Genomic DNA, 17,716 nt, shown 5'->3' with positions numbered 1-17,716 from the left:
CCCTACCAGAGCACAGGCTTTGTCACCATGAACCAGAGCATGGTCAGCAGAATCGCGAGATAGATCCAGATCGCACGGCCCAGCTTTTGGGCGGCCTTTGCCCGGTCTTGTCCTGCTCCTTCAAACGCCCGCAGCGTGGGGCTGAAGGCGCGGGCCAGGAACCACAGCGAACTGAGCAGGATCAGCGTGGTGACGGCAATCCAGGATGTTGTCCACGGCCATTTTCCCGCCATGACGAGCAGGATGCCCGATGCCACCAGGACGTGGCCGGCATGCTTCGCGAGCCGAATGACAAAGCGGAATGCTGCCAGGCAGGCCTGCTGTTCCGCCCTTTCGGCAACGCCCAGCTTCTTCGCCATCGGAATCAACACCACAAACGGGCCGATGGATAACACTGCGCTGACGATATGGATGTACAAGAGCAAGCGGTACAGCATCTGGGTCCGCCCTCTTTCTACGCGCCAACCGGCCGGACTTCATGGACCCACACATTCATGTGCGGCAGCCACGCCATCCCGGGGTGGATCGACAGAATGTCGACATCCGCCGGCAGCGTGACCAGTCGGTCGAGCGTACCGATTTTTGGGGGAAGGGCCGCCTTTTCCGGATGAAGGGACATCAAAAATCCGTCCTTTTTGCGTGTTGTACCTTCTCCAGTATAAAATACTTCCCCGTCCCGAAAAACCTGTACGTACCGCTTCACCGCTTCACATACCGCCGGGAGAGCCGTATCAGCTCCAGCACATCCAAGGGCTCCCGGCTTCGCTCGCTCCACAGCTCCCCCTGTTTGACGCGATCGATAAACAGGATGCCGTCCAGGTGGTCGATCTCGTGCTGCAGGCAGCGGGCCAGCGGGCCTTCTCCCTCGATCAGCACTTCCTTTCCTTCCCGGTTCCATGTTTTGACCGTCACCGCCCGGGCCCTTTTCACGTATCCAACGATCCCGGGCAAGGACAAGCACGCTTCCGGGCCGGTCTGCACGCCTTTTTGGCGGACAATCTGCGGATTGATCAATTCGATGAGACCATCCCCCATATCCAGCACGGCCACGCGTTTGGGTATGCCCACCTGCGGTGCTGCCAGACCCGCCCGCCCCGGTGCGGCATACAGCGTCTCCGCCAGATCGTCCAGCAGCTTGATAACGTTCGCGGTCACGGCGGGGACCGGTTTGCACACTTCCCGAAGAACCGGGTCGCCCAGCTTGCGGATGCTCCGTTCCGCCATGTTGCATCACCTCTCCTGATTTTACGGCGCCGATCATTAAATATACCCGGTACCGCCCGTCAGCGATTGAACAAAATCTCGTTCTGACAGAGAAAAGCGGGGATAACCCCAATTCCACGTGTTCGTCCGTGAAAGGGCATCCCCGCGTTACAACCTGAATCTTCTTCGTCCTATTCCTTCTTCGGAACATCCGCCCCATGGGCGCGCCGCGGCCGAACCGGCTGGGATTGACGCACCTCCGTGCCGTCCGGCCGGTACAGCCGGTCGCGTTCGTAGCGCCATACTTCCCCTTCCGCCGTCCGCAATGTCATGACATCCCTCTTGTCGTCATAGTCAATGGATGTGAGCCGGACATCGCCCAGCGGCAGCCGGGTGATCCCGTCCACGGCATCGTACTTGTATACTTCGCTTCTCTCACCGTTGCGCATCTCCAGGTAAAGAAACTCCAGATAGGGGGAGAAATAGATATGCTCGACCTCCCGTCCGGAGCCATACCAGGTATACATGTGCGTCGGTTTGGGCGCATTCACGTGAAAGATATACCCGGACAGATTGCGGCCGCCAATGAAATAAACAAGCGAGTGGGATTCGCCCAACCACTGGAAATACGTGACCCTGCCGACGGTGTCGCGAAAAATCTCACCGGCGGTGCCGACGATCACCAGCTCGTTTCCTGCTGTCGTATAGGCCGCATATTGATTGTCCGGACTGTACGTGTACCGGACGGCGCCTGCCGGCACATCCGGCCTGCTCGCCCCGGCCGCCTGCGCGAAACCGGCATCATCCCCCTGAGTGAGGGAAGGCGGGCGCAAAAATTGATCAACCCCGAACAGCACGGCAACCTGGAGAAAGGTAATCACGCCCCACAGGACGACAACTCCCCTGCTCTTTTGCCAAAAGGTGTGGATCTTCTTCACCCCCTGCTCCCTCCATCCACCACGAAACTGGTAGCCACGTACCGCTCGCCGAGAGGGTTGGACGGGGAGACCAGAAACCGTCCGTTATAATAAAGTTCCGAACTGTATCCCCCGTCCAGATTGGCGGCAACGTACGCGCCGTGCTGCAGCATCACTTCTTCGACGTCCAGCAGGGTGGCGCCGATCCCGTCATGGCCCCTGCCGGACAGCGCCAGCAGCAGAATCGCCCCATCCTGCCGCTGCCCGATGGCCGACCGCGGCGCAACGCCCCAGGAGCCGTCCGACTCCTTCAGGTACGGCTTGCCGTCACGGACCAGCTGCGGACCAAAGGAGATGGCGTCGGTTACCCCAAGCCTCCGCAGCTCTTCATACGTGTATTTCCCGACCACCAGGGCCCCCTCTTTGGTGATCCCGATCACGGGTTGGGGAGATGTCCGATCTCCGCTGACATAGGTGCCCCGTGAAATCGTGATGCCAAGCGGTGTCCCGCCGGTGCCGCGGCCGCCGCCATCGAAAAAACCGCCGGCATTGATTCCGGCTATCGCATGGGCATCCTTCACCATGTCGGTCACCGTTTGGCCGACGCTGTTCAGATATTTGGTTACCGCCACATGCACCCGCTTCGGATCATGCACCACCAGCAAGCTCCCCGCATATTTGGCGGTCTCGATCGGGATCACTTCCACCCCGTCATCCCGAATCGCGGAAAAGTCGCCCGCCGTCATCCGCCCCTCGCCCATGGCATCCAGTCCGACCGGCCGATATTTGGCAAGCGTGGCCGCCGGGTAGAACGGCTCAATCACCCAGGGATGCCGGCTGGTGAGAATGGCCCCGATCAGGGTGCTCCGGATATTTTCAAACGGCCCGTACAAAACCAAGGCGGCCGTCGACAACAGAACATAGAGGAAGAGCGCTCCCGCCGTCAGGACGATGCGCCCCGCACGGAGCCGCTTCGTCCTGCGGCTGGCCGTCGCCGCTTCCGTGTGCCCCCATTCCACTCCTGTCATACGCTGTGATCATCTCCATGCTGTCTTGCAGAGTAAGATTTTTCTCACCGGATATTGTAGCGGAAATACCAGACGAGTCAATGAAAAGTGGCTGGATACCATCTTTTTACGACAGCGGGGAACCTGCTTCTTGTAAACGTTCCTGCCATAAGAAACAGGCGGGGATCTTCCCGTAACTTCCTGATTTGTCACCCTCGATCTGTCACCGTTTCCGCAGTCGTTTTTTCGTACTTTGCCATTCGCTTCAAGCAGATCAGCAAGAACGTCATGAAAGCCGCAAGCATCCCGAATGCCAAGTCGAACCCCCAACGATCAACCAGTACGCCAAATGCGGGAAACAGAATCATCGTTCCAAGGCTCGTGGCCAGACTGATAAATGAGAAGAAGGTGGCTCGTTGACTGGAAGCGATTTTCGACTGTACATAATGGGAGAATATCGGGTCCAAGACTACAGATAAATTCCCCATGAAGAAAAAGGCTGCAACTGCACTCCACCCGTGCAGAACGGCAAACAGTCCCATGAGGCAGCAAATCAACAGATAAATGGATACCAGCAGTTTCCCAAACGTCCATCGCCTCTCGATTCGATAAGCGAACTTGGCGACGATAACAGCCAGGAGTGATTCCACGGTAAAGATCAACCCGATTTCACTTGAGCGAAATCCCATTCGGGAGAAGAATGCTTGACCGTAAAACATGACGATTACCATTGCGCATGACAGTGTAATAAACAGGATCAAAGGCGACCTCAGCGTGTACTCCTGTTTCCATACACGCCAACTCTCTGCAAATTGATTTTTCCACCGCTGTCTGACAGGAATCTTTTCTTGGTGATTCGGTGACGCTTGGCTATCTCTCGGTGGTTCTTTCATCAACAGTAAAGGAATGAACAGCAGTCCGTTGACCATTAGCATGCCAAGGTAAACCCAGTTCCAGCTAAATTCAGCCACCACACCTCCTAACCACTGGGCTGCACTCATGGCAACCAGGGAAATGGCCAGCATGTTACCTGAAACTTTTGTATAATCCTCCGTTTTCCCGGAATGAAGAAGCGTATCGTAAAGCAGGGCGTTGTCAGCCCCGGAACGGAAGGTACCAGCCAGACCAGCGAGAGCGAAAGCAAGAGAAAATACAAAGAAGTGTCCACCAATCATCATGAGTAAAGCATAGAAAAATGAAAGCAGGCTCCCCATCAGCAAGCTGTGCTTGCGACCATAAAGATCAGCCACCATGCCCGTCGGAACTTCAAAAAGAACAATGACCGCATGAAACAACGATTCAATCAATCCAACCTGAGACATATTTAACCCGCGTTCTACCAAGTAAAGCATCCAAAGGGCACGGTCAAATCGCATGGCAGAAAGAAATGCGAACAGATAAAGCAAACCAATGTTGCCAAATAACTTATTCTTCATAAGCGATTCCTCCTGGTGAACAGAAAAAGAGCCGCAAATGGGAATCAACCCCCATCTACGGCTCCACGCATGAATCAAATCATATGCATTCGCCGCGCTTTAGCTATTCGGTGAGCGTGTAAATCATCCCTTTCCCTTGGGCACATTTAATTCTCTCCTTTTATCTCTACGACAAAAGGAAATGCCCTTACTTTACCGTTTTGTTGAAACTCCGCCCATATTTTATAGATGCCCGGTTGATTGAACTGCGTTTCAAATACCGGTTCGTGATCATTTGCCGGATGCACATGGAGATAATTCTGCGCGTATTCATCCAGAATGACGACATGCCCCATCGCACCCAAATAAGGGGTCAAATTGGTTTGATCCAGGTCAAATGACAAGGTGACGGGTTGATTGGTCTGAAAAGAACTCATATGCAGGGTTACGGTTTCTCCATCCACCTGTTGGATCAGCGCGGTGTCCGGCTGAAGGGGCTGGTGGTTGGCCGCTGCGCTCGGATGGCCGACTACAAACGGAACCGGTGCTGCATGATAAGCCAGGTTTTTCGGCTTGATATCGATAAATGCCTTATAAAACCCTGCCGGCAGGGGATTTGCAATGTGAAATTCCCCCTTCCCCGTCTGTTCCGGATGCAGGTGATAATACTTCTGCAGGGTTTCATCCACAATGATCAAATGAAGAAGCTTCTCATGATTGACCGCCAGCTCGTCAACGGGATTTCCCGCTTTATCTTTCAGGAAAATCTTTAACTCATCCTTATCCGCTTGAACAAACGCACTTACCTCGCTGCTGCCCTCATGCTGCGAATCGCTGCCATGTTCATGACTGCTGCTGCCATTCATGTCAGCGTGGGGCTCCTCATTGTGATCCATTTCCGCAGCTGCCGTTTGTTTGCCATCCGCCCAAAATTGATCATAGACGGTAAACCCTCCGATCAGCACAGCCACATATAACATTGCAGCCATTACCCATTTATCCATGTCAATCACCGCTCCTTAGCATAATGTCCAATCAACTTTTTCCTCAAAGCGAACGCATTGGCTCAACCACATAATACGGTACCCCCCTATAGTATGTCAAGCATAAAAAAGAAAACCCCTAACATTGTTGTTAGGGGAAAATTGGGTAGTTGTGAAAAAGGTTGTTATCACTAGTGATAATCCTATTATAGTACAGCCGTCCTATAAAATCATATATGTTTTGATGGCATTATTGCCAATTATTTATGGCTCCGGTTTCACATGGGGAGAATCGATGTCCTATGCATACGAAAGACATTGATACGGAAATATTAAGCAAAAACCGTAATGAAACAAACGATTGTTATGTCCACTGCCAGAAACGAAAGGGGATACGATGAGAAACATCGCCGCTTTATTTTCAATGCTGATGCCGGGGGTTGGGCAAATATATAATGGTCAGTTCATGAAAGGTGTCTTCCTGATCATCGTTGAACACTTTGATAATGTATTTGGAAAAATCAACCAAGCCATTCATCTTGATTTTAACGGATTCCATCAACAAGCCATCGAGGTGGCCAATTTTGAGTACGTGTTATTTTACCCTGGATTTTATGTTTATTGTGTATGGGATGCATGGTATTACGCCAAACCGAATGCTGACAAAACAAAAACCGCCATTCCTTTTGTGATTGGTGGTTTCCTTGGAGAGATAAGTGCCATATTGGCGAACCGGTTGCCGATACCAACTCTAACCGTCGCCATGTACATGATCATTCCAATGATTTGCGGCATGATTGTATTTCGACATCAATAAGCGCATCTTAGAGCATACTAAAGGATAAACAAATCAACCATAGGAGACGGATGAATCCATGGACAGAATTCTTTTATGGGCATTGCTGATTATTGGCATGGTCTTATTGTTTATTAGTTTACGAAAACCGCTAATCAAAGATATGGTTTTAGTGTACTTAATGAAAGGCTATATTTCCTCATTTTTTGGCATTATCGTTGCAGAAGAAAAATGGGTTGAATACCCTGTAAGGTTTTTAGGTCAATATTTCAAAACGAGCATTATTTTTGAATACTTTCTATACCCGATTATGTGTGTTTATCTTTATCGAACCTCTTATCGTTCCAGCTTTCTAGGCATTATTGTGCAATGTGCATTATATGCTTCTGCTATGACGATCCTTGAGGTTGTTTGTGAAAAATATACGAATTTGGTGAAGTACCATACATGGACGTGGATGTATTCGTTTTTAACCATCTTCCTCCTATCGTTTATGGTGCGTATGCTGATGCAGTGGATCAACAAAAGGGAACAGCAATTAAAAGGCTAGGACTCCTTTCGAACGAAAATGGTGCGCCCACCTTGCCAGAAAGGAGTCCTATTATTTCACGGTTTTCCCGCCCTCACGTTACAAGGGCAGCAAGGCGATTCTCTCTTTCGCCTCCAGCTGTTCCACCATGTCATGCCACGTCTTCGGCTTGTTGGGGAGCACGCTGTAATAACGTTTCAGAAACTTGACGATCAGCTCGGCCGGCAGTTCCTGGAGATCGTCGTCCGTCGGCAGGAAACAGAGGTCAAGACCCGTTACCGCCTCCCCGTCATTGCTCCAGGACGGGTGAACATAGGCGAAATCAAGCCGTTTGTAGCCAAGATGGGACAGGACTTCGCGGCGAACGAACGGGTCCATCGGCTTGATGCCGCCGAATTCATGATCCCCTGCCCGGTACGGATCATAAATTTCCGCAAACATGCCGGTAAGCTCGCTGTTGCTTGCCGCCGCCAGGGAAAGCAGGTCCTCCTGCCTTTTTTTGTAGAGGAAGCGGCCGATCCCCAGCCCCGGCTTTCCGATGATCGTGAAATCGGTCATCGCCACGCGGAAGTCTTCATAGAAACGGTATTCCGTCGCCCCCACGACCTCTCCCTCATGAACGGCGACAAACACACGGATGCCCGGGTCCTCCAACGGCTCTTTCCACAAATCGAATGCCAGCACTTCCTCCGGAGGAAACACCTCTTGCATGAGCTTGTGCATTTTTGCAAACAACGGGTCTTCAATGCTTGTGATTCTGCGGTATTCCATCCTGTATATGCTCCTCCTTCCACGTCATTCATCCTTATTTCCAGTCCGGATAAAGATCGGTGCGGCGATCCCGCCACGTCGTCACCGAGCCGCTTTCGCGCACCTGATACAGCAGGGACAGATCCAGATCCGCCGTGATCACCATATCGTCGTTGATTTCCCCTTCCGCCAAAATGCCGCGGGGTGGGAACGGAATGTCGTTCGGGGTGATAATCGCCGCCTGGCCAAAATTGGCCCGCATGAAGTCGACGGTGGGCAGCGAACCTACCGTTCCCGTCAGCACGACATACACCTGATTTTCCACGGCTCTGGCATGGCTTGTGTAGCGGACGCGGTAAAAACCGTGGCGGTCATCCGTGCAGGACGGGCAGAAGATCACATCGGCCCCTTTGGCCTTCGCCATGCGGACGATCTCGGGGAATTCGATGTCGTAGCAGGTCAGGACGGCAATGGTCCCCTTCGCGGTCTCGAATACCTGCAGGCCTTCACCTGGCGACATGTTCCACTCTTTCACTTCCGTCGGCGTAATGTGCAGCTTGGGCTGTTCCGCCACCCTGCCGTCCGGATAGAACAGATGGGCCACGTTGTATAACCGGTCGCCCTTGCGCAGGACATGGGTGCCGCCGATGATATGCATGTTCGTTTCCCTGGCCAAACGGCTGAACAGCGAACGGTACTGCTCGGTAAAATCGGGCAGATCCTGGATGCTCAGGGCCCTGCCTTGTTGATCGCCGATGGACATCAGCTGGGTGGTGACAAATTCCGGAAACAGGACAAACTCAGAGCCGAACTCTTCGGCGGTTTTGACATAATGTTCTACCTGATTGGCGAAATCGTCAAAGGTCTGGATCGTATGAAGATGATACTGCACCGCAGACACTCTCAGTTTCATAAGCGCCTCCTCCTGGACACAATGGCGATCTTGCTTGACAGCAGATCTCGATATGGTCATTATTCACTATAGAGGTCCCAAAAACAAGTACACACTTATTCGTAAGATAGTATCTTTTTTATACCAAAGGAGCAAAACAGATGGGAGATGCGGTCTTCAAAAAATCGGTGGAAGCTACCTTGAAGGTGATCGGCGGAAAGTGGAAACCTGTCATCCTGTGTCATCTGACAGAAGGGACGAAACGCTTCGGGGAGCTCAGCCGGGACATGCCCGACATCACGCAGAAAATGCTGACCCAACAGCTGCGCGAGCTGGAGCAGGACAAGATTATCCAGCGCAAAGTGTATCACCAGGTTCCCCCCAAAGTGGAATATTCCCTCACCGAATATGGACAAACCATTAAGGAGGTGCTGGATGTGATGGCACATTGGGGCATGAAACATCTGGAGAGAATCGACGAAGAAGATGAAAATCTGCAGGAGGATGTGGAATAAACCAGCTGCCCGGCCGCAAAGTCTTTCATGCCAACCACCCCCACTCTGATCAAGAATGGGGGTGGTTTCGCAACGTGTTCGATTCTGCCGGTTACGCCAAATAAAACACTTCCCTCATGGGCTTGATCGGCTCTGCTTCCCGGAAGTCAAAGGAGCCTTTCACCATCCGGGACGTGATGGCGTTCCAGCGGTTGCACACCTCGCTCCTGGCGATATAGGCGAAAGCGGCTTCCACATCGTCGCACTCGAAACAATAGAAGAACTGCGTGCCGTTCTGGAAGATCGAATAGTTGCGGATCCCCGCCTTGCGGTGTTCCTCCAATACCTCCGGCCAAGGGTCCAGATGCATCTTGACGTATTCCTCCAGACACTCTTCCTTGATCGTCCACGTCCAGGCAAATTTGTTGCTGGGCGTCATAGCTATTCCCTCCCTGCAAACGGCCCCCGGCAATCCATGCCGGGGGCGACCTTGGCTTGTATTTGCATCAGTAAATTTTCTTCCATTCGGCGATGTTGCTCGGATCAAACTTGAACGGATCGCCCAGCATGATCTGGCTGCCTTCGCCGTCCTGGATCACTTCCTTGTCGCCCAGACGGCCTGCCTTGAACTTGTCGCCCGGTTTGCCGGTGATGGTGCCTTTGACGAGAGCGTCGGCCGCATACCCCGCCAGATAGCCGACATCCACCGGATTCCACAGGTACATCCACGGGCAGACACCGCTTTCAATATATTCCGCCATCTCGCTGGGAAGTCCCAGGCCGGTCAGCATTACTTTCCCTTTCAGTCCTTTGTCCGTCAACACCTTCCCGGCCGCCGCGATCCCTACCGTTGTCGGCGCGATGATCCCCTTCAGATCCGGATAGGATTTCAACAACGCTTCCGTCTCGGAGACGCTCTTGTCGCGCAGATCGTCGCCGTAGGCCACCTTGACGAGCTTGATATCCTTGTATTTCGGATCTTCCAGCTCTTTTTTCATCCATTCGATCCAGGTATTCTGGTTGGTGGCTTGGGAGGTGGCGCTCAACACCGCGATCTCCCCTTTGCCGCCGATCATTTCGCTGATCGCCTGCACCTGCACGCGGCCGATCCGCTCAGGGTCGGCCTGGTTGACGTGCACCATCCGGCTCTTGGCATTGACCGCCGAGTCCAGGGACAAAACCTTGATGCCGGCATCCATCGCTTTTTTCAGCGCGGGCTGCAGCGCATCCGGATCGTTGGCCACCACGGCGATGGCATCCACTTTTTGCGAAATGAGTTCTTCAATCATCTGAATCTGCGCTTCCGCCGTCGGTTGGTCAGGCGCTTTCAGAATCGCTTCCCCGCCCAGCTCTTCGATGGCGATTTTAAACCCTTCCATCTCCTTCTCGCCGTACGGATTGCCGGTGTTTTTGAAAATAATGGCAAATCGCTTCTTTCCGCCGCTTGCCCCGCCGGCTTGATCGGACGATTTGGGCGCCGAGGTGCTGCATCCGGCCAGCACAGTTAAGGCCAGGACAAGCGCCATACAAGTTGCAAACCATTTTCTCACTCTGTTCTCCCCCTTTGAATGCATCATCTATACCAAACAGTCGGTGACTGTTGAGTATCTATATCGCTTCCTTGATGCCCGCATCCTCCTTGCGAACGTTCGCCGCCGCGCTCCGCTTTCTTTTCAGGTTGGGTACCATGACGGCCGCGATCAGCATGAGCCCGATGATCACCAGGAGGACTTGGGCGGGGACGTTGATAAGCCCCAAGCCGTACCGTAAAAAGCCGATCAGAAAGACGGCGATGACGGCTCCGATCATTCTGCCCTTGCCGCCTGCGGTGCTGATCCCGCCGAGCACAACCATGGCGATGACATCCAGTTCGTAACCCATCGCCACATTGGGCCGGGTACTGCCCATCCTGGATGTGAGAAAGAGCGCGGTGACCGCTGCCATCAATCCGGCCAAGGTAAAGACGATGATCTTGATCCGGTCCACCTGTACCCCGGAAAACCGGCTCGCGACCGGATTGTTGCCGATGGCGTATATGCGCCGCCCAAACGTGGTCATGTGCAGCAACAGTCCGAAGGCGATGGCGCACACCGCAAAAGCGATCAGGATAAACGGAATGCCAAAGACGTACCCCCACCCCAGAAAGCTGAACCATTCGGGAAACTGGCCCGCCGCCTGATCCTCCAGAATCATGTAGGCGATTCCCCGGTAGATGATCATGGTCGCCAGGGTGACGATCACCGAGGAGAGTTCCTTGAATCGCACGAGCAGCCAGCCATTCAGGAAGCCGCACAGGGTGCCGACCAGCAGGCAGATGACCACCGCCGCTTCCATCGGCACGCCTTTCGCATGCAGGTCAGCCATGATCACGGCGGACAAGGCGACGGTCGAGGCTACGGAGATATCGATTTCACCCAGAATCATGATGAGTACCATGGGAAGGACGATGAACGCTTTGTCGAGAAACGTCATGGTGGCGTCCCGCAGGCTGTCGTAGTTGAAATAGTAGGGTGACAAAGAGACATTGATCGCGTTTACAAGGAGAAAAATCAGCACCAACATCCATTCCCATTGCAGGAAGAAGCGTTTCAGGGAAAATTCCTTTTTACTCATGAGCGCCCGCTGTTCCATAGGCTAGATCTTCCTCCTCGCCAGGTTGTTCCGTTCCACGCCTCTCTTGACGACCGCATTGATCAGGACGGCCAGCAGGATGATGGCGCCTTGGATCGCCATCTGCCAGAACGGCGACACATTGATCAGCGGCAGCGCATTGTTCAGGATGCCCAGCAGGATCGCCCCCAGGAGCAGGCCCGAAATCTTGCCGGAACCGCCGGCGATGCTGACGCCGCCGAGTACGCAGGCCGCAATGACGCTCAATTCGTATCCCATGGCCGTATCGCCCTGCGCGGAGGCGAACTTCGATACCCACAAGACGCCGCAGAGACCGGAAAGCGCTCCCATGATGGTGTAGACCAGCCACAGGATCCGCTCGTTGTTGATCCCGCTGATCGCGGCGGATTCCGGGTTGCTGCCCACCGCATAGATCTGTCTGCCCGTGCGGGTATGGTTGAGAAAATAGAAGAAACACAGGTAAATCAGTATGGCGATAGCGATCAGGGTGTTGACGCCCCAGATGGAACCGGTTGCAATTTCTTTAAAGCTGGGCGGCATCTGATGGGCGCTCACCCATTTTCCCCCGCTGACCATAAAGGTAAGGCCGCGATACGCGTTCATCATGCCGAGTGAGGCAATGATGGGAAGGACCCCGCCTTTGGCGACCAGAAACCCGAGCACCGCGCCGCACACGACTCCGATAAGGGTTCCGAGCAGAATGACCAGCAGTGGATGAAGATCCGGGTAAGCGCCGACCGTCTGGGCCGAAATCATCCCGGACAAGGCCAGGGTCGCCCCGATCGACAAATCAATGCCCCTGGTGACAATCACCAGCATCATGCCCACGGCGAGAATGCTGAGAATGGCCGTATTCGTCATCAGGTCTGAAATATTTTCAACAGTCAGAAAGCTTGGGTTGCGGATCTGTACCGCGATGGAGAGCGCGATGATCACGCCCAACAGCCCCGCTTCCCGGAACCTGGCTATGTTCGCACTGGTTGTTGATGGTTTTAACGCTTTTTCCGTCATACGAGCCTCCGCGTTTTTGATGAAACGGCCTTGTGGGGAAGATCGGGCGGCGCTTTTTTCATCATGGCCGCTTCCAGGATCGCTTCCTGCGTCGCCTCGTCCCGGTCGAGAATCGCCGTTACCCTGCCCTCTCTCATGACGACGACGCGATCGCTCATGCCGATCACCTCCGGCATTTCCGATGACACCAGCAGAATGCCGTACCCCTGCCTGGCCAGGTCATGAATCATCTCGTAGATAGCGGACTTGGCGCCCACATCCACGCCTTTGGTAGGTTCGTCGAGAATAATGACATCCAGTTCGGCCGTCAGCAGCTTGGCGAATACCACCTTTTGCTGGTTGCCGCCGGACAGGGAGCTGACGGGATCAAAGATGCTCTTTGCTTTGACCTGAAGCTTTTCTGCCAGCATCCTGGCCGCTTCTTCTTCCTTCCTGCGGCTGAGCCAGCCTTTTTTGGCATATTTGCCGATGGCGGACAGGGTGATGTTTTCGGCGATGCTCCAAGGCAGCACCAAGCCTTGCATCTGCCTGTCTTCCGGAAGGTAGCCGATTCCCAGCTCCATGGCATGCAGGGGGTTTTTCACGCGCACCTCCGCCCCTTTGAGATAGACCTTGCCCGTATCATAGGGGTGAATGCCGAAAATCGCCTGGCATACCTCGCTGCGTCCGGCACCCACAAGACCCGTCAGTCCCAGGATCTCCCCCCGGTGAAGGGTAAAGGAGACATCTGCGAACAAGCCGGTTTTCCCGAGCCCTTCCACCCGCAGCACCTCTTCCCCGATCTTCGCGTCCTTTTGGGGATACAGCTGGGTGATCTCACGGCCGACCATGGCCATGATCAGCTCTTCCCGGGAAATCTCGTCAATTCCCCAGGTGCCGATGTATCTCGAATCCCGGAACACGGTGACCTGGCTCGCCAGTCGGTACATATCCTCAAAGCGATGGGTGATGAAAATAACGGAGACGCCCTTGTCCCTCAGCTGTTCGGTAATTCTGTACAGCTCTTCGCTTTCCCGTTTGGTCAGCGCGGCTGTCGGTTCGTCCATGATAATGATCCTGGCGTTGGTGGAGAGCGCCTTGGCGATTTCCACGATCTGCTGCTGGGCCACGCTGAGCGCGCCCATCTGCGTTTTGGGATCGAACGATGCTCCCAGTTCCGCCAGCAGCGCTGCGGCCTGGGCGTGCATCTCTTTCCACAGGATCCGCTTCGTCCCCGGCTGGATCCTCTCGTGGCCCATGAAAATATTTTCCGTCACGCTCAAATCCGGGAAGCAGGTAACATGCTGATAGATGGCGGCGATGCCCAGCCGTTGGGCGTCTCTCGGATGCTTGATCTCCACCCGCTGCCCGTTCAGATAAATCTCGCCTGCGTCAGGCTGGTGGACGCCGGTGATGATCTTGATGAAGGTGGATTTCCCGGCGCCGTTTTCTCCCATCAAGGCGTGAATCTGGCCCGGCTTCAGCTGAAAATGAACCTGGTCCAGGGCCCTCACGCCCGGGAACGTCTTGGTGATCCCTCTCAATTCCAGTACATACTCCGACATACTCTGCCCCCATCCGTACGGCAGCCGTCCGGCGCTCTGTTACGCCCTGCCCGCCACCGTTACTTTTACCGCCTTTTCCTTCAATTCCTGAAGATGCAGCGGATCGATCTTGTCATCCGTAATGATTTCATCGATCTGATGCAGTTCGGCGAAATAGGTAAACGCCTGCAGGCCAAACTTGCTGTAATCGGCAAGCAGATAGGTCCGATCGGCAATGGCGATCATCTTTCGTTTGACCAGGGCCTGCATCTCGTTCGACTCGCTGATTCCCCGGTCCAGATGGATGCCCTTGCAGGAAAGGAACGCCTTGCCTACGTGGTATGGATCAAGCGACCGTTCCGCGCTGGGGCCGACGAACGACAGGGAGCGAGGAGCCAGCACACCGCCGGTCGAAATCACCTCCACTTTCTCCTTGCCGCTTAATTCCATCGCCACCTTGATCGAGTTGGTCACCACGGTCAGCGGGATGTCCGGCAGGATGGAGGCCATGTACCAGGCCGTCGTGCTGGCGTCGAGAATGATCCGGTCGTAGGCCTCGATCAGTTTGACGGCCTCCTGCGCGATACGCTTTTTCTCTTCCATGTGGGTGATTTCGCGTTCCATATACGGAACCTCCGGCTGCTGGTCCAGAATGCTGACGGCACCGCCGTGGCTCCGAAGCAGCCGTCCCGCCTGTTCCAGCCGGTCGAGATCCCGCCGGATGGTTTCCTCTGTCACGTTGCAGATTTCACTCAGCTCGGAAACGCGAATGCTTCCCCTCTCATTGACAAGGCGGACAATTTTTTCGTGCCGTTCTGCTACGAGCATCTTCTTCCTCATTCCCTTGCTTGTTTATCCCAGGCCGGTTACGCGCAGAAAACGTCCATATGCCTCGTCCCACAGGGATTGTTCCTCGGGTAAATACGTTTGGACGGGGAACGAATCCCGCACGATCTTCCGGGCTTCCCGGATTCCGGAAATCCGGCCCAGCGTCATATATTGTACCAAGATGTTGCCGATCGCGCTTGCTTCGGCAGGCCCCGCCCATACCGGCCGTTGAATCGCGCTGGCGGTGAATTGGCACAGCAGGGGGTTGTGGATCCCGCCGCCCACCATGTGCAGGCCGGAAAAGCGTTTGCCGGTCAGCGCTTCCGTCCGCTCCAGCACGTACCGGTACTTCAACGCCAGGCTTTCAAACGCGCAGCGCAGGATGGCACTGCGATCCGCCGGCACCGTCTGTCCCGTCTCCCGGCAGTACGCCTGGATTTGGGCGGGCATGTGGGCCGGATTGAGAAACATGAGATGGTCCGGATCGATGAATGATGTAAAGGGTTTCGCCTGACCGGACGCCAGAACCATCTCCTCCAGGGAAACGGGCTCCCCTTCCTTTTCCCATTCCCGGCGGCATTCCTGCACGATCCACAGGCCCATGATGTTCTTCAACAACCGGAACGTATCGCCCACGCCGCCTTCGTTGGTGAAATTGAGCTCCAGCACGCGGTCATTGATCAGCGCTCCCGCTGTTTCCGTCCCCATCAGCGACCAGGTGCCGCAAATGAGATAGGCGAAGTCGCCGCTTTGCGCCGGGACGGCTGCCACCGCCGAGGCCGTATCATGTTCCGCCACCGCGATGACCGGCATCGGCGGAACGCCCAGTTCATCGCAGACGGAAGGCAACAGGCTGCCCACCACGGTGCCCGGCCGCGCCGGCTCGCCGAACAGATGGCGGGGAATGCCCAGCCTATCCAGCAGCGTTCCGTCCCATGTGCCCAGCGCGGGATTGTACAGCTGCGTCGTGGTCGCGTTGGTAAACTCGTTGCGTATCTCCCCCGTCAGGAAGTAGCGGAACAAATCCGGAATCATCAGAAAACGGTTCGCCCGCGCAAGCAGGGACGGATTGGTTTTGACCAGCGCGTACAGCTGGTAGATCGTGTTGAACGGCAAAAACTGAATGCCTGTCTGCCGAAAAATCTCGTGCCGGGGAACGAGGGCGAATACCTCCTCCATCATCCCGTCCGTCCGGTGATCACGGTAATGGCGCGGATTGCCAAGCAGCTCGCCTGTGCTGTCCAGAAGTCCGAAATCGACCGCCCACGAATCGATGCCCATGCTGGCGGGCGAGCATCCCAGCAGCTTCGCTTTGACCATCCCCTGTTTGATCTCATGGTACAGGCGGAGAATATCCCAGTACAAACGGCCTCCCACCTGCACCGGCTCGTTGGGAAAGCGGTGGATTTCCTCCACAAGCAGCCGCCCGTCCGTCAGCGTCCCGATCAACGCCCTGCCGCTGCTTGCCCCGATGTCAAATGCAAGGACGCTTGTCACCAGCTGGCACCGCCCTTGCCGCGCGACAGGATCTTCTGCGGATAACTGCTTTCCAGGTAGGCCTGCATCGGATCGACGGGGACTCCCATCTCCTCCCGCACGGCATGCAGCAGCGGCGTGACGTCAATTTCGAAGGCCCTCCTGACCGCATCCTCCGCGGCCAGCACATCCTGGGCTTCCTGGGCCGCCGCCACCTCATCCAGGTTGATCAGCAGCGCTTTGGCATACTGGGTTTGCACATTGAGCACCGATCGGATCATCGCCGGGATTTTCGGCTCGATGTTATGGGACTGGTCGATCATGTAAGCGATGTTGCGAACGGTCTCCCTGATCCCTTCGTCGGCGTCCGCCGATGCGCTGATGATCTGGTAGAAGATGAGGAAGAGTTCATAAGGATTGATTGCTCCCACGATCAGATCGTCATCGGCATACTTTCGGCTGTTGAAATGAAACCCGCCCAGCTTCTTCTCATCGATCAGATAGGCGACGATATGCTCCACGTTGGTTCCCGGGGCGTGATGGCCGGTATCCACCAGCACCTGCGCCTGGGGGCCCAGCTTGCATGCCATGTTAAACGCCATGCCCCAATCCGCCAGGTCGGTATGGTAAAAGGCCGGTTCAAAAAACTTGTATTCGATCAGCATCCGCATGTCCGGCGTCAACGCCTTGTACATCTCCTGCAGCGCCTCCAGCATCCAGCCTTTCCGCTTGCGCAGATCCGCCTGTCCCGGATAGTTGGTGCCATCCGCAAACCACAGGCTGAGATCCCTGGAACCGGTCTCCTTGGCGATGTCGACACATTCCAGCAGATGCGCGATCGCCTTTCGTCGCACGGCGGGGTCCGCGTTGCACACACTGCCCAGCATGTACTCGTCTTCCTGGAACAGGTTGGGATTGACGGCCCCGATGGAGAGCCCCAGATTCTCGGCATGCGCCCGCAGCGCCCTGTAATCGTCCACCTTGTCCCAGGGGATGTGGATGGCGACGGAAGGACACAGGCCCGTCAGCCGGTGAACCTGCGCGGCGTCCTCCAGCTTTTCGAACGGATTGCGAGGAACGCCCACCTTCTGAAAGGTTTTGAAGCGTGTGCCGGAGTCGCCGTACCCCCAGGACGGGGTTTCGATGCGGAGCGCTTTCAGTTTGGCTTTCACCTGTTCCACATCGATGCCCCGGGCCTTTTGCTGCTCCTCAAACCACGCATAGGCTCGATCTGTCATCTTCTCATCACCTGTTTCCTCTG

At 55.2% G+C, this 17,716-nt stretch carries 20 protein-coding genes; 3 read left to right on the top strand and 17 right to left on the bottom strand.

The features are described 5' to 3' along the window. Nucleotides 1-2 precede the first annotated feature (2 nt). The 7 genes from G3578_RS16355 to G3578_RS16325 all read right to left on the bottom strand — a co-directional run bounded on the left by G3578_RS16355 (nt 3) and on the right by G3578_RS16325 (nt 5,546). Nucleotides 3-437, bottom strand: coding sequence for a DUF2269 family protein (locus G3578_RS16355; RefSeq protein WP_165214044.1), 435 nt, complete (start codon nt 435-437; stop codon nt 3-5). A 17-nt stretch (nt 438-454) separates the two neighbouring features. Next, on the bottom strand, nt 455-619 hold the full coding sequence (locus tag G3578_RS16350; RefSeq protein WP_165214043.1) for a hypothetical protein: 165 nt from the start codon (nt 617-619) through the stop codon (nt 455-457). 80 nt (nt 620-699) lie between these two features. Further along, complete coding sequence (def, locus tag G3578_RS16345; protein ID WP_165214042.1) at nt 700-1,224, bottom strand: peptide deformylase; 525 nt, start codon at nt 1,222-1,224, stop codon at nt 700-702. A 170-nt stretch (nt 1,225-1,394) separates the two neighbouring features. Then, nucleotides 1,395-2,141 (bottom strand): hypothetical protein, encoded by a 747-nt coding sequence (locus tag G3578_RS16340; protein WP_165214041.1) that lies wholly within the window; start codon nt 2,139-2,141, stop codon nt 1,395-1,397. After that, on the bottom strand, nt 2,138-3,148 hold the full coding sequence (locus tag G3578_RS16335; protein WP_165214040.1) for a phosphodiester glycosidase family protein: 1,011 nt from the start codon (nt 3,146-3,148) through the stop codon (nt 2,138-2,140). The genes G3578_RS16340 and G3578_RS16335 overlap by 4 nt, the downstream gene beginning before the upstream one ends. 188 nt (nt 3,149-3,336) lie before the next feature. Next, on the bottom strand, nt 3,337-4,563 hold the full coding sequence (locus tag G3578_RS16330) for an MFS transporter (protein ID WP_165214039.1): 1,227 nt from the start codon (nt 4,561-4,563) through the stop codon (nt 3,337-3,339). 146 nt (nt 4,564-4,709) lie between these two features. Continuing rightward, entirely contained in the window at nt 4,710-5,546 is an 837-nt protein-coding gene (locus tag G3578_RS16325; protein WP_165214038.1) for a hypothetical protein, read from the bottom strand. 376 nt (nt 5,547-5,922) lie between these two features. Here G3578_RS16325 and G3578_RS16320 point away from each other — a divergent pair, with 376 nt between their 5' ends. Beyond that, nucleotides 5,923-6,342 carry a hypothetical protein gene (locus tag G3578_RS16320; protein WP_165214037.1) on the top strand — a complete coding sequence of 140 codons (420 nt, stop codon included), beginning with the start codon at nt 5,923-5,925 and terminating at the stop codon, nt 6,340-6,342. 58 nt (nt 6,343-6,400) lie between these two features. After that, entirely contained in the window at nt 6,401-6,871 is a 471-nt protein-coding gene (locus G3578_RS16315) for a CBO0543 family protein (RefSeq protein ID WP_165214036.1), read from the top strand. Nucleotides 6,872-6,949: 78 nt separating this feature from the next. Here the strand turns inward: G3578_RS16315 and G3578_RS16310 are convergent, their stop codons facing one another. Together G3578_RS16310 and G3578_RS16305 are read right to left on the bottom strand one after the other, a co-directional pair. Continuing rightward, the gene (locus tag G3578_RS16310) at nt 6,950-7,621 is read right to left on the bottom strand and encodes a GNAT family N-acetyltransferase (RefSeq protein WP_165214035.1); all 672 of its coding nucleotides are present in this window, start codon (nt 7,619-7,621) and stop codon (nt 6,950-6,952) included. A gap of 34 nt (nt 7,622-7,655) precedes the next feature. Then, complete coding sequence (locus G3578_RS16305; protein ID WP_165214034.1) at nt 7,656-8,513, bottom strand: carbon-nitrogen hydrolase family protein; 858 nt, start codon at nt 8,511-8,513, stop codon at nt 7,656-7,658. Nucleotides 8,514-8,653: 140 nt separating this feature from the next. On the opposite strand from G3578_RS16305, the gene G3578_RS16300 reads away from it, so the two are divergent. Continuing rightward, a complete protein-coding gene (locus tag G3578_RS16300; protein ID WP_165214033.1) occupies nt 8,654-9,007 on the top strand; it encodes a winged helix-turn-helix transcriptional regulator in 354 nt (117 codons plus the stop codon). A gap of 91 nt (nt 9,008-9,098) precedes the next feature. Here G3578_RS16300 and G3578_RS16295 read toward each other — a convergent pair whose 3' ends face one another. The 8 genes from G3578_RS16295 to rhaI all read right to left on the bottom strand — a co-directional run bounded on the left by G3578_RS16295 (nt 9,099) and on the right by rhaI (nt 17,693). After that, nucleotides 9,099-9,425 (bottom strand): L-rhamnose mutarotase, encoded by a 327-nt coding sequence (locus tag G3578_RS16295; RefSeq protein ID WP_165214032.1) that lies wholly within the window; start codon nt 9,423-9,425, stop codon nt 9,099-9,101. Between the two features lie 67 nt (nt 9,426-9,492). After that, entirely contained in the window at nt 9,493-10,536 is a 1,044-nt protein-coding gene (rhaS, locus tag G3578_RS16290; RefSeq protein WP_346774024.1) for a rhamnose ABC transporter substrate-binding protein, read from the bottom strand. 58 nt (nt 10,537-10,594) lie between these two features. Then, on the bottom strand, nt 10,595-11,617 hold the full coding sequence (locus G3578_RS16285; protein ID WP_165214031.1) for an ABC transporter permease: 1,023 nt from the start codon (nt 11,615-11,617) through the stop codon (nt 10,595-10,597). A 3-nt stretch (nt 11,618-11,620) separates the two neighbouring features. Continuing rightward, nucleotides 11,621-12,628, bottom strand: coding sequence for an ABC transporter permease (locus G3578_RS16280; protein ID WP_165214030.1), 1,008 nt, complete (start codon nt 12,626-12,628; stop codon nt 11,621-11,623). Continuing rightward, on the bottom strand, nt 12,625-14,172 hold the full coding sequence (locus G3578_RS16275) for a sugar ABC transporter ATP-binding protein (protein WP_165214029.1): 1,548 nt from the start codon (nt 14,170-14,172) through the stop codon (nt 12,625-12,627). Before G3578_RS16275 ends, G3578_RS16280 begins: the two co-directional genes overlap by 4 nt. Nucleotides 14,173-14,211: 39 nt before the next feature. After that, the gene (locus tag G3578_RS16270) at nt 14,212-14,979 is read right to left on the bottom strand and encodes a DeoR/GlpR family DNA-binding transcription regulator (RefSeq protein WP_165214028.1); all 768 of its coding nucleotides are present in this window, start codon (nt 14,977-14,979) and stop codon (nt 14,212-14,214) included. 24 nt (nt 14,980-15,003) lie between these two features. Next, nucleotides 15,004-16,476 carry a rhamnulokinase gene (gene rhaB, locus G3578_RS16265; RefSeq protein ID WP_165214027.1) on the bottom strand — a complete coding sequence of 491 codons (1,473 nt, stop codon included), beginning with the start codon at nt 16,474-16,476 and terminating at the stop codon, nt 15,004-15,006. Further along, nucleotides 16,473-17,693, bottom strand: coding sequence for an L-rhamnose isomerase (gene rhaI / locus G3578_RS16260; protein WP_165214026.1), 1,221 nt, complete (start codon nt 17,691-17,693; stop codon nt 16,473-16,475). The genes rhaB and rhaI overlap by 4 nt, the downstream gene beginning before the upstream one ends. Nucleotides 17,694-17,716: the final 23 nt, after the last annotated feature.

Origin of the sequence: Brevibacillus sp. SYP-B805, from assembly GCF_011059135.1 — a bacterium.
Lineage (GTDB): Bacteria > Bacillota > Bacilli > Brevibacillales > Brevibacillaceae > Brevibacillus_F.
The sequence above is the reverse complement of the archived record's forward strand: the minus strand, read 5'-3'. Positions and strand labels throughout refer to the sequence as shown.

Bases quoted from the DNA above. Each gene is read 5' to 3' on its own strand.
- G3578_RS16355 (WP_165214044.1), bottom strand. From the start codon at position 437: ATGCTGTACCGCTTGCTCTTGTACATCCATATCGTCAGCGCAGTGTTA.
- G3578_RS16350 (WP_165214043.1), bottom strand. From the start codon at position 619: ATGTCCCTTCATCCGGAAAAGGCGGCCCTTCCCCCAAAAATCGGTACG.
- def (WP_165214042.1), bottom strand. From the start codon at position 1,224: ATGGCGGAACGGAGCATCCGCAAGCTGGGCGACCCGGTTCTTCGGGAA.
- G3578_RS16335 (WP_165214040.1), bottom strand. From the start codon at position 3,148: ATGACAGGAGTGGAATGGGGGCACACGGAAGCGGCGACGGCCAGCCGC.
- G3578_RS16330 (WP_165214039.1), bottom strand. From the start codon at position 4,563: ATGAAGAATAAGTTATTTGGCAACATTGGTTTGCTTTATCTGTTCGCA.
- G3578_RS16325 (WP_165214038.1), bottom strand. From the start codon at position 5,546: ATGGATAAATGGGTAATGGCTGCAATGTTATATGTGGCTGTGCTGATC.
- G3578_RS16320 (WP_165214037.1), top strand. From the start codon at position 5,923: ATGAGAAACATCGCCGCTTTATTTTCAATGCTGATGCCGGGGGTTGGG.
- G3578_RS16315 (WP_165214036.1), top strand. From the start codon at position 6,401: ATGGACAGAATTCTTTTATGGGCATTGCTGATTATTGGCATGGTCTTA.
- G3578_RS16310 (WP_165214035.1), bottom strand. From the start codon at position 7,621: ATGGAATACCGCAGAATCACAAGCATTGAAGACCCGTTGTTTGCAAAA.
- G3578_RS16305 (WP_165214034.1), bottom strand. From the start codon at position 8,513: ATGAAACTGAGAGTGTCTGCGGTGCAGTATCATCTTCATACGATCCAG.
- G3578_RS16300 (WP_165214033.1), top strand. From the start codon at position 8,654: ATGGGAGATGCGGTCTTCAAAAAATCGGTGGAAGCTACCTTGAAGGTG.
- G3578_RS16295 (WP_165214032.1), bottom strand. From the start codon at position 9,425: ATGACGCCCAGCAACAAATTTGCCTGGACGTGGACGATCAAGGAAGAG.
- G3578_RS16285 (WP_165214031.1), bottom strand. From the start codon at position 11,617: ATGGAACAGCGGGCGCTCATGAGTAAAAAGGAATTTTCCCTGAAACGC.
- G3578_RS16280 (WP_165214030.1), bottom strand. From the start codon at position 12,628: ATGACGGAAAAAGCGTTAAAACCATCAACAACCAGTGCGAACATAGCC.
- G3578_RS16275 (WP_165214029.1), bottom strand. From the start codon at position 14,172: ATGTCGGAGTATGTACTGGAATTGAGAGGGATCACCAAGACGTTCCCG.
- G3578_RS16270 (WP_165214028.1), bottom strand. From the start codon at position 14,979: ATGCTCGTAGCAGAACGGCACGAAAAAATTGTCCGCCTTGTCAATGAG.
- rhaI (WP_165214026.1), bottom strand. From the start codon at position 17,693: ATGACAGATCGAGCCTATGCGTGGTTTGAGGAGCAGCAAAAGGCCCGG.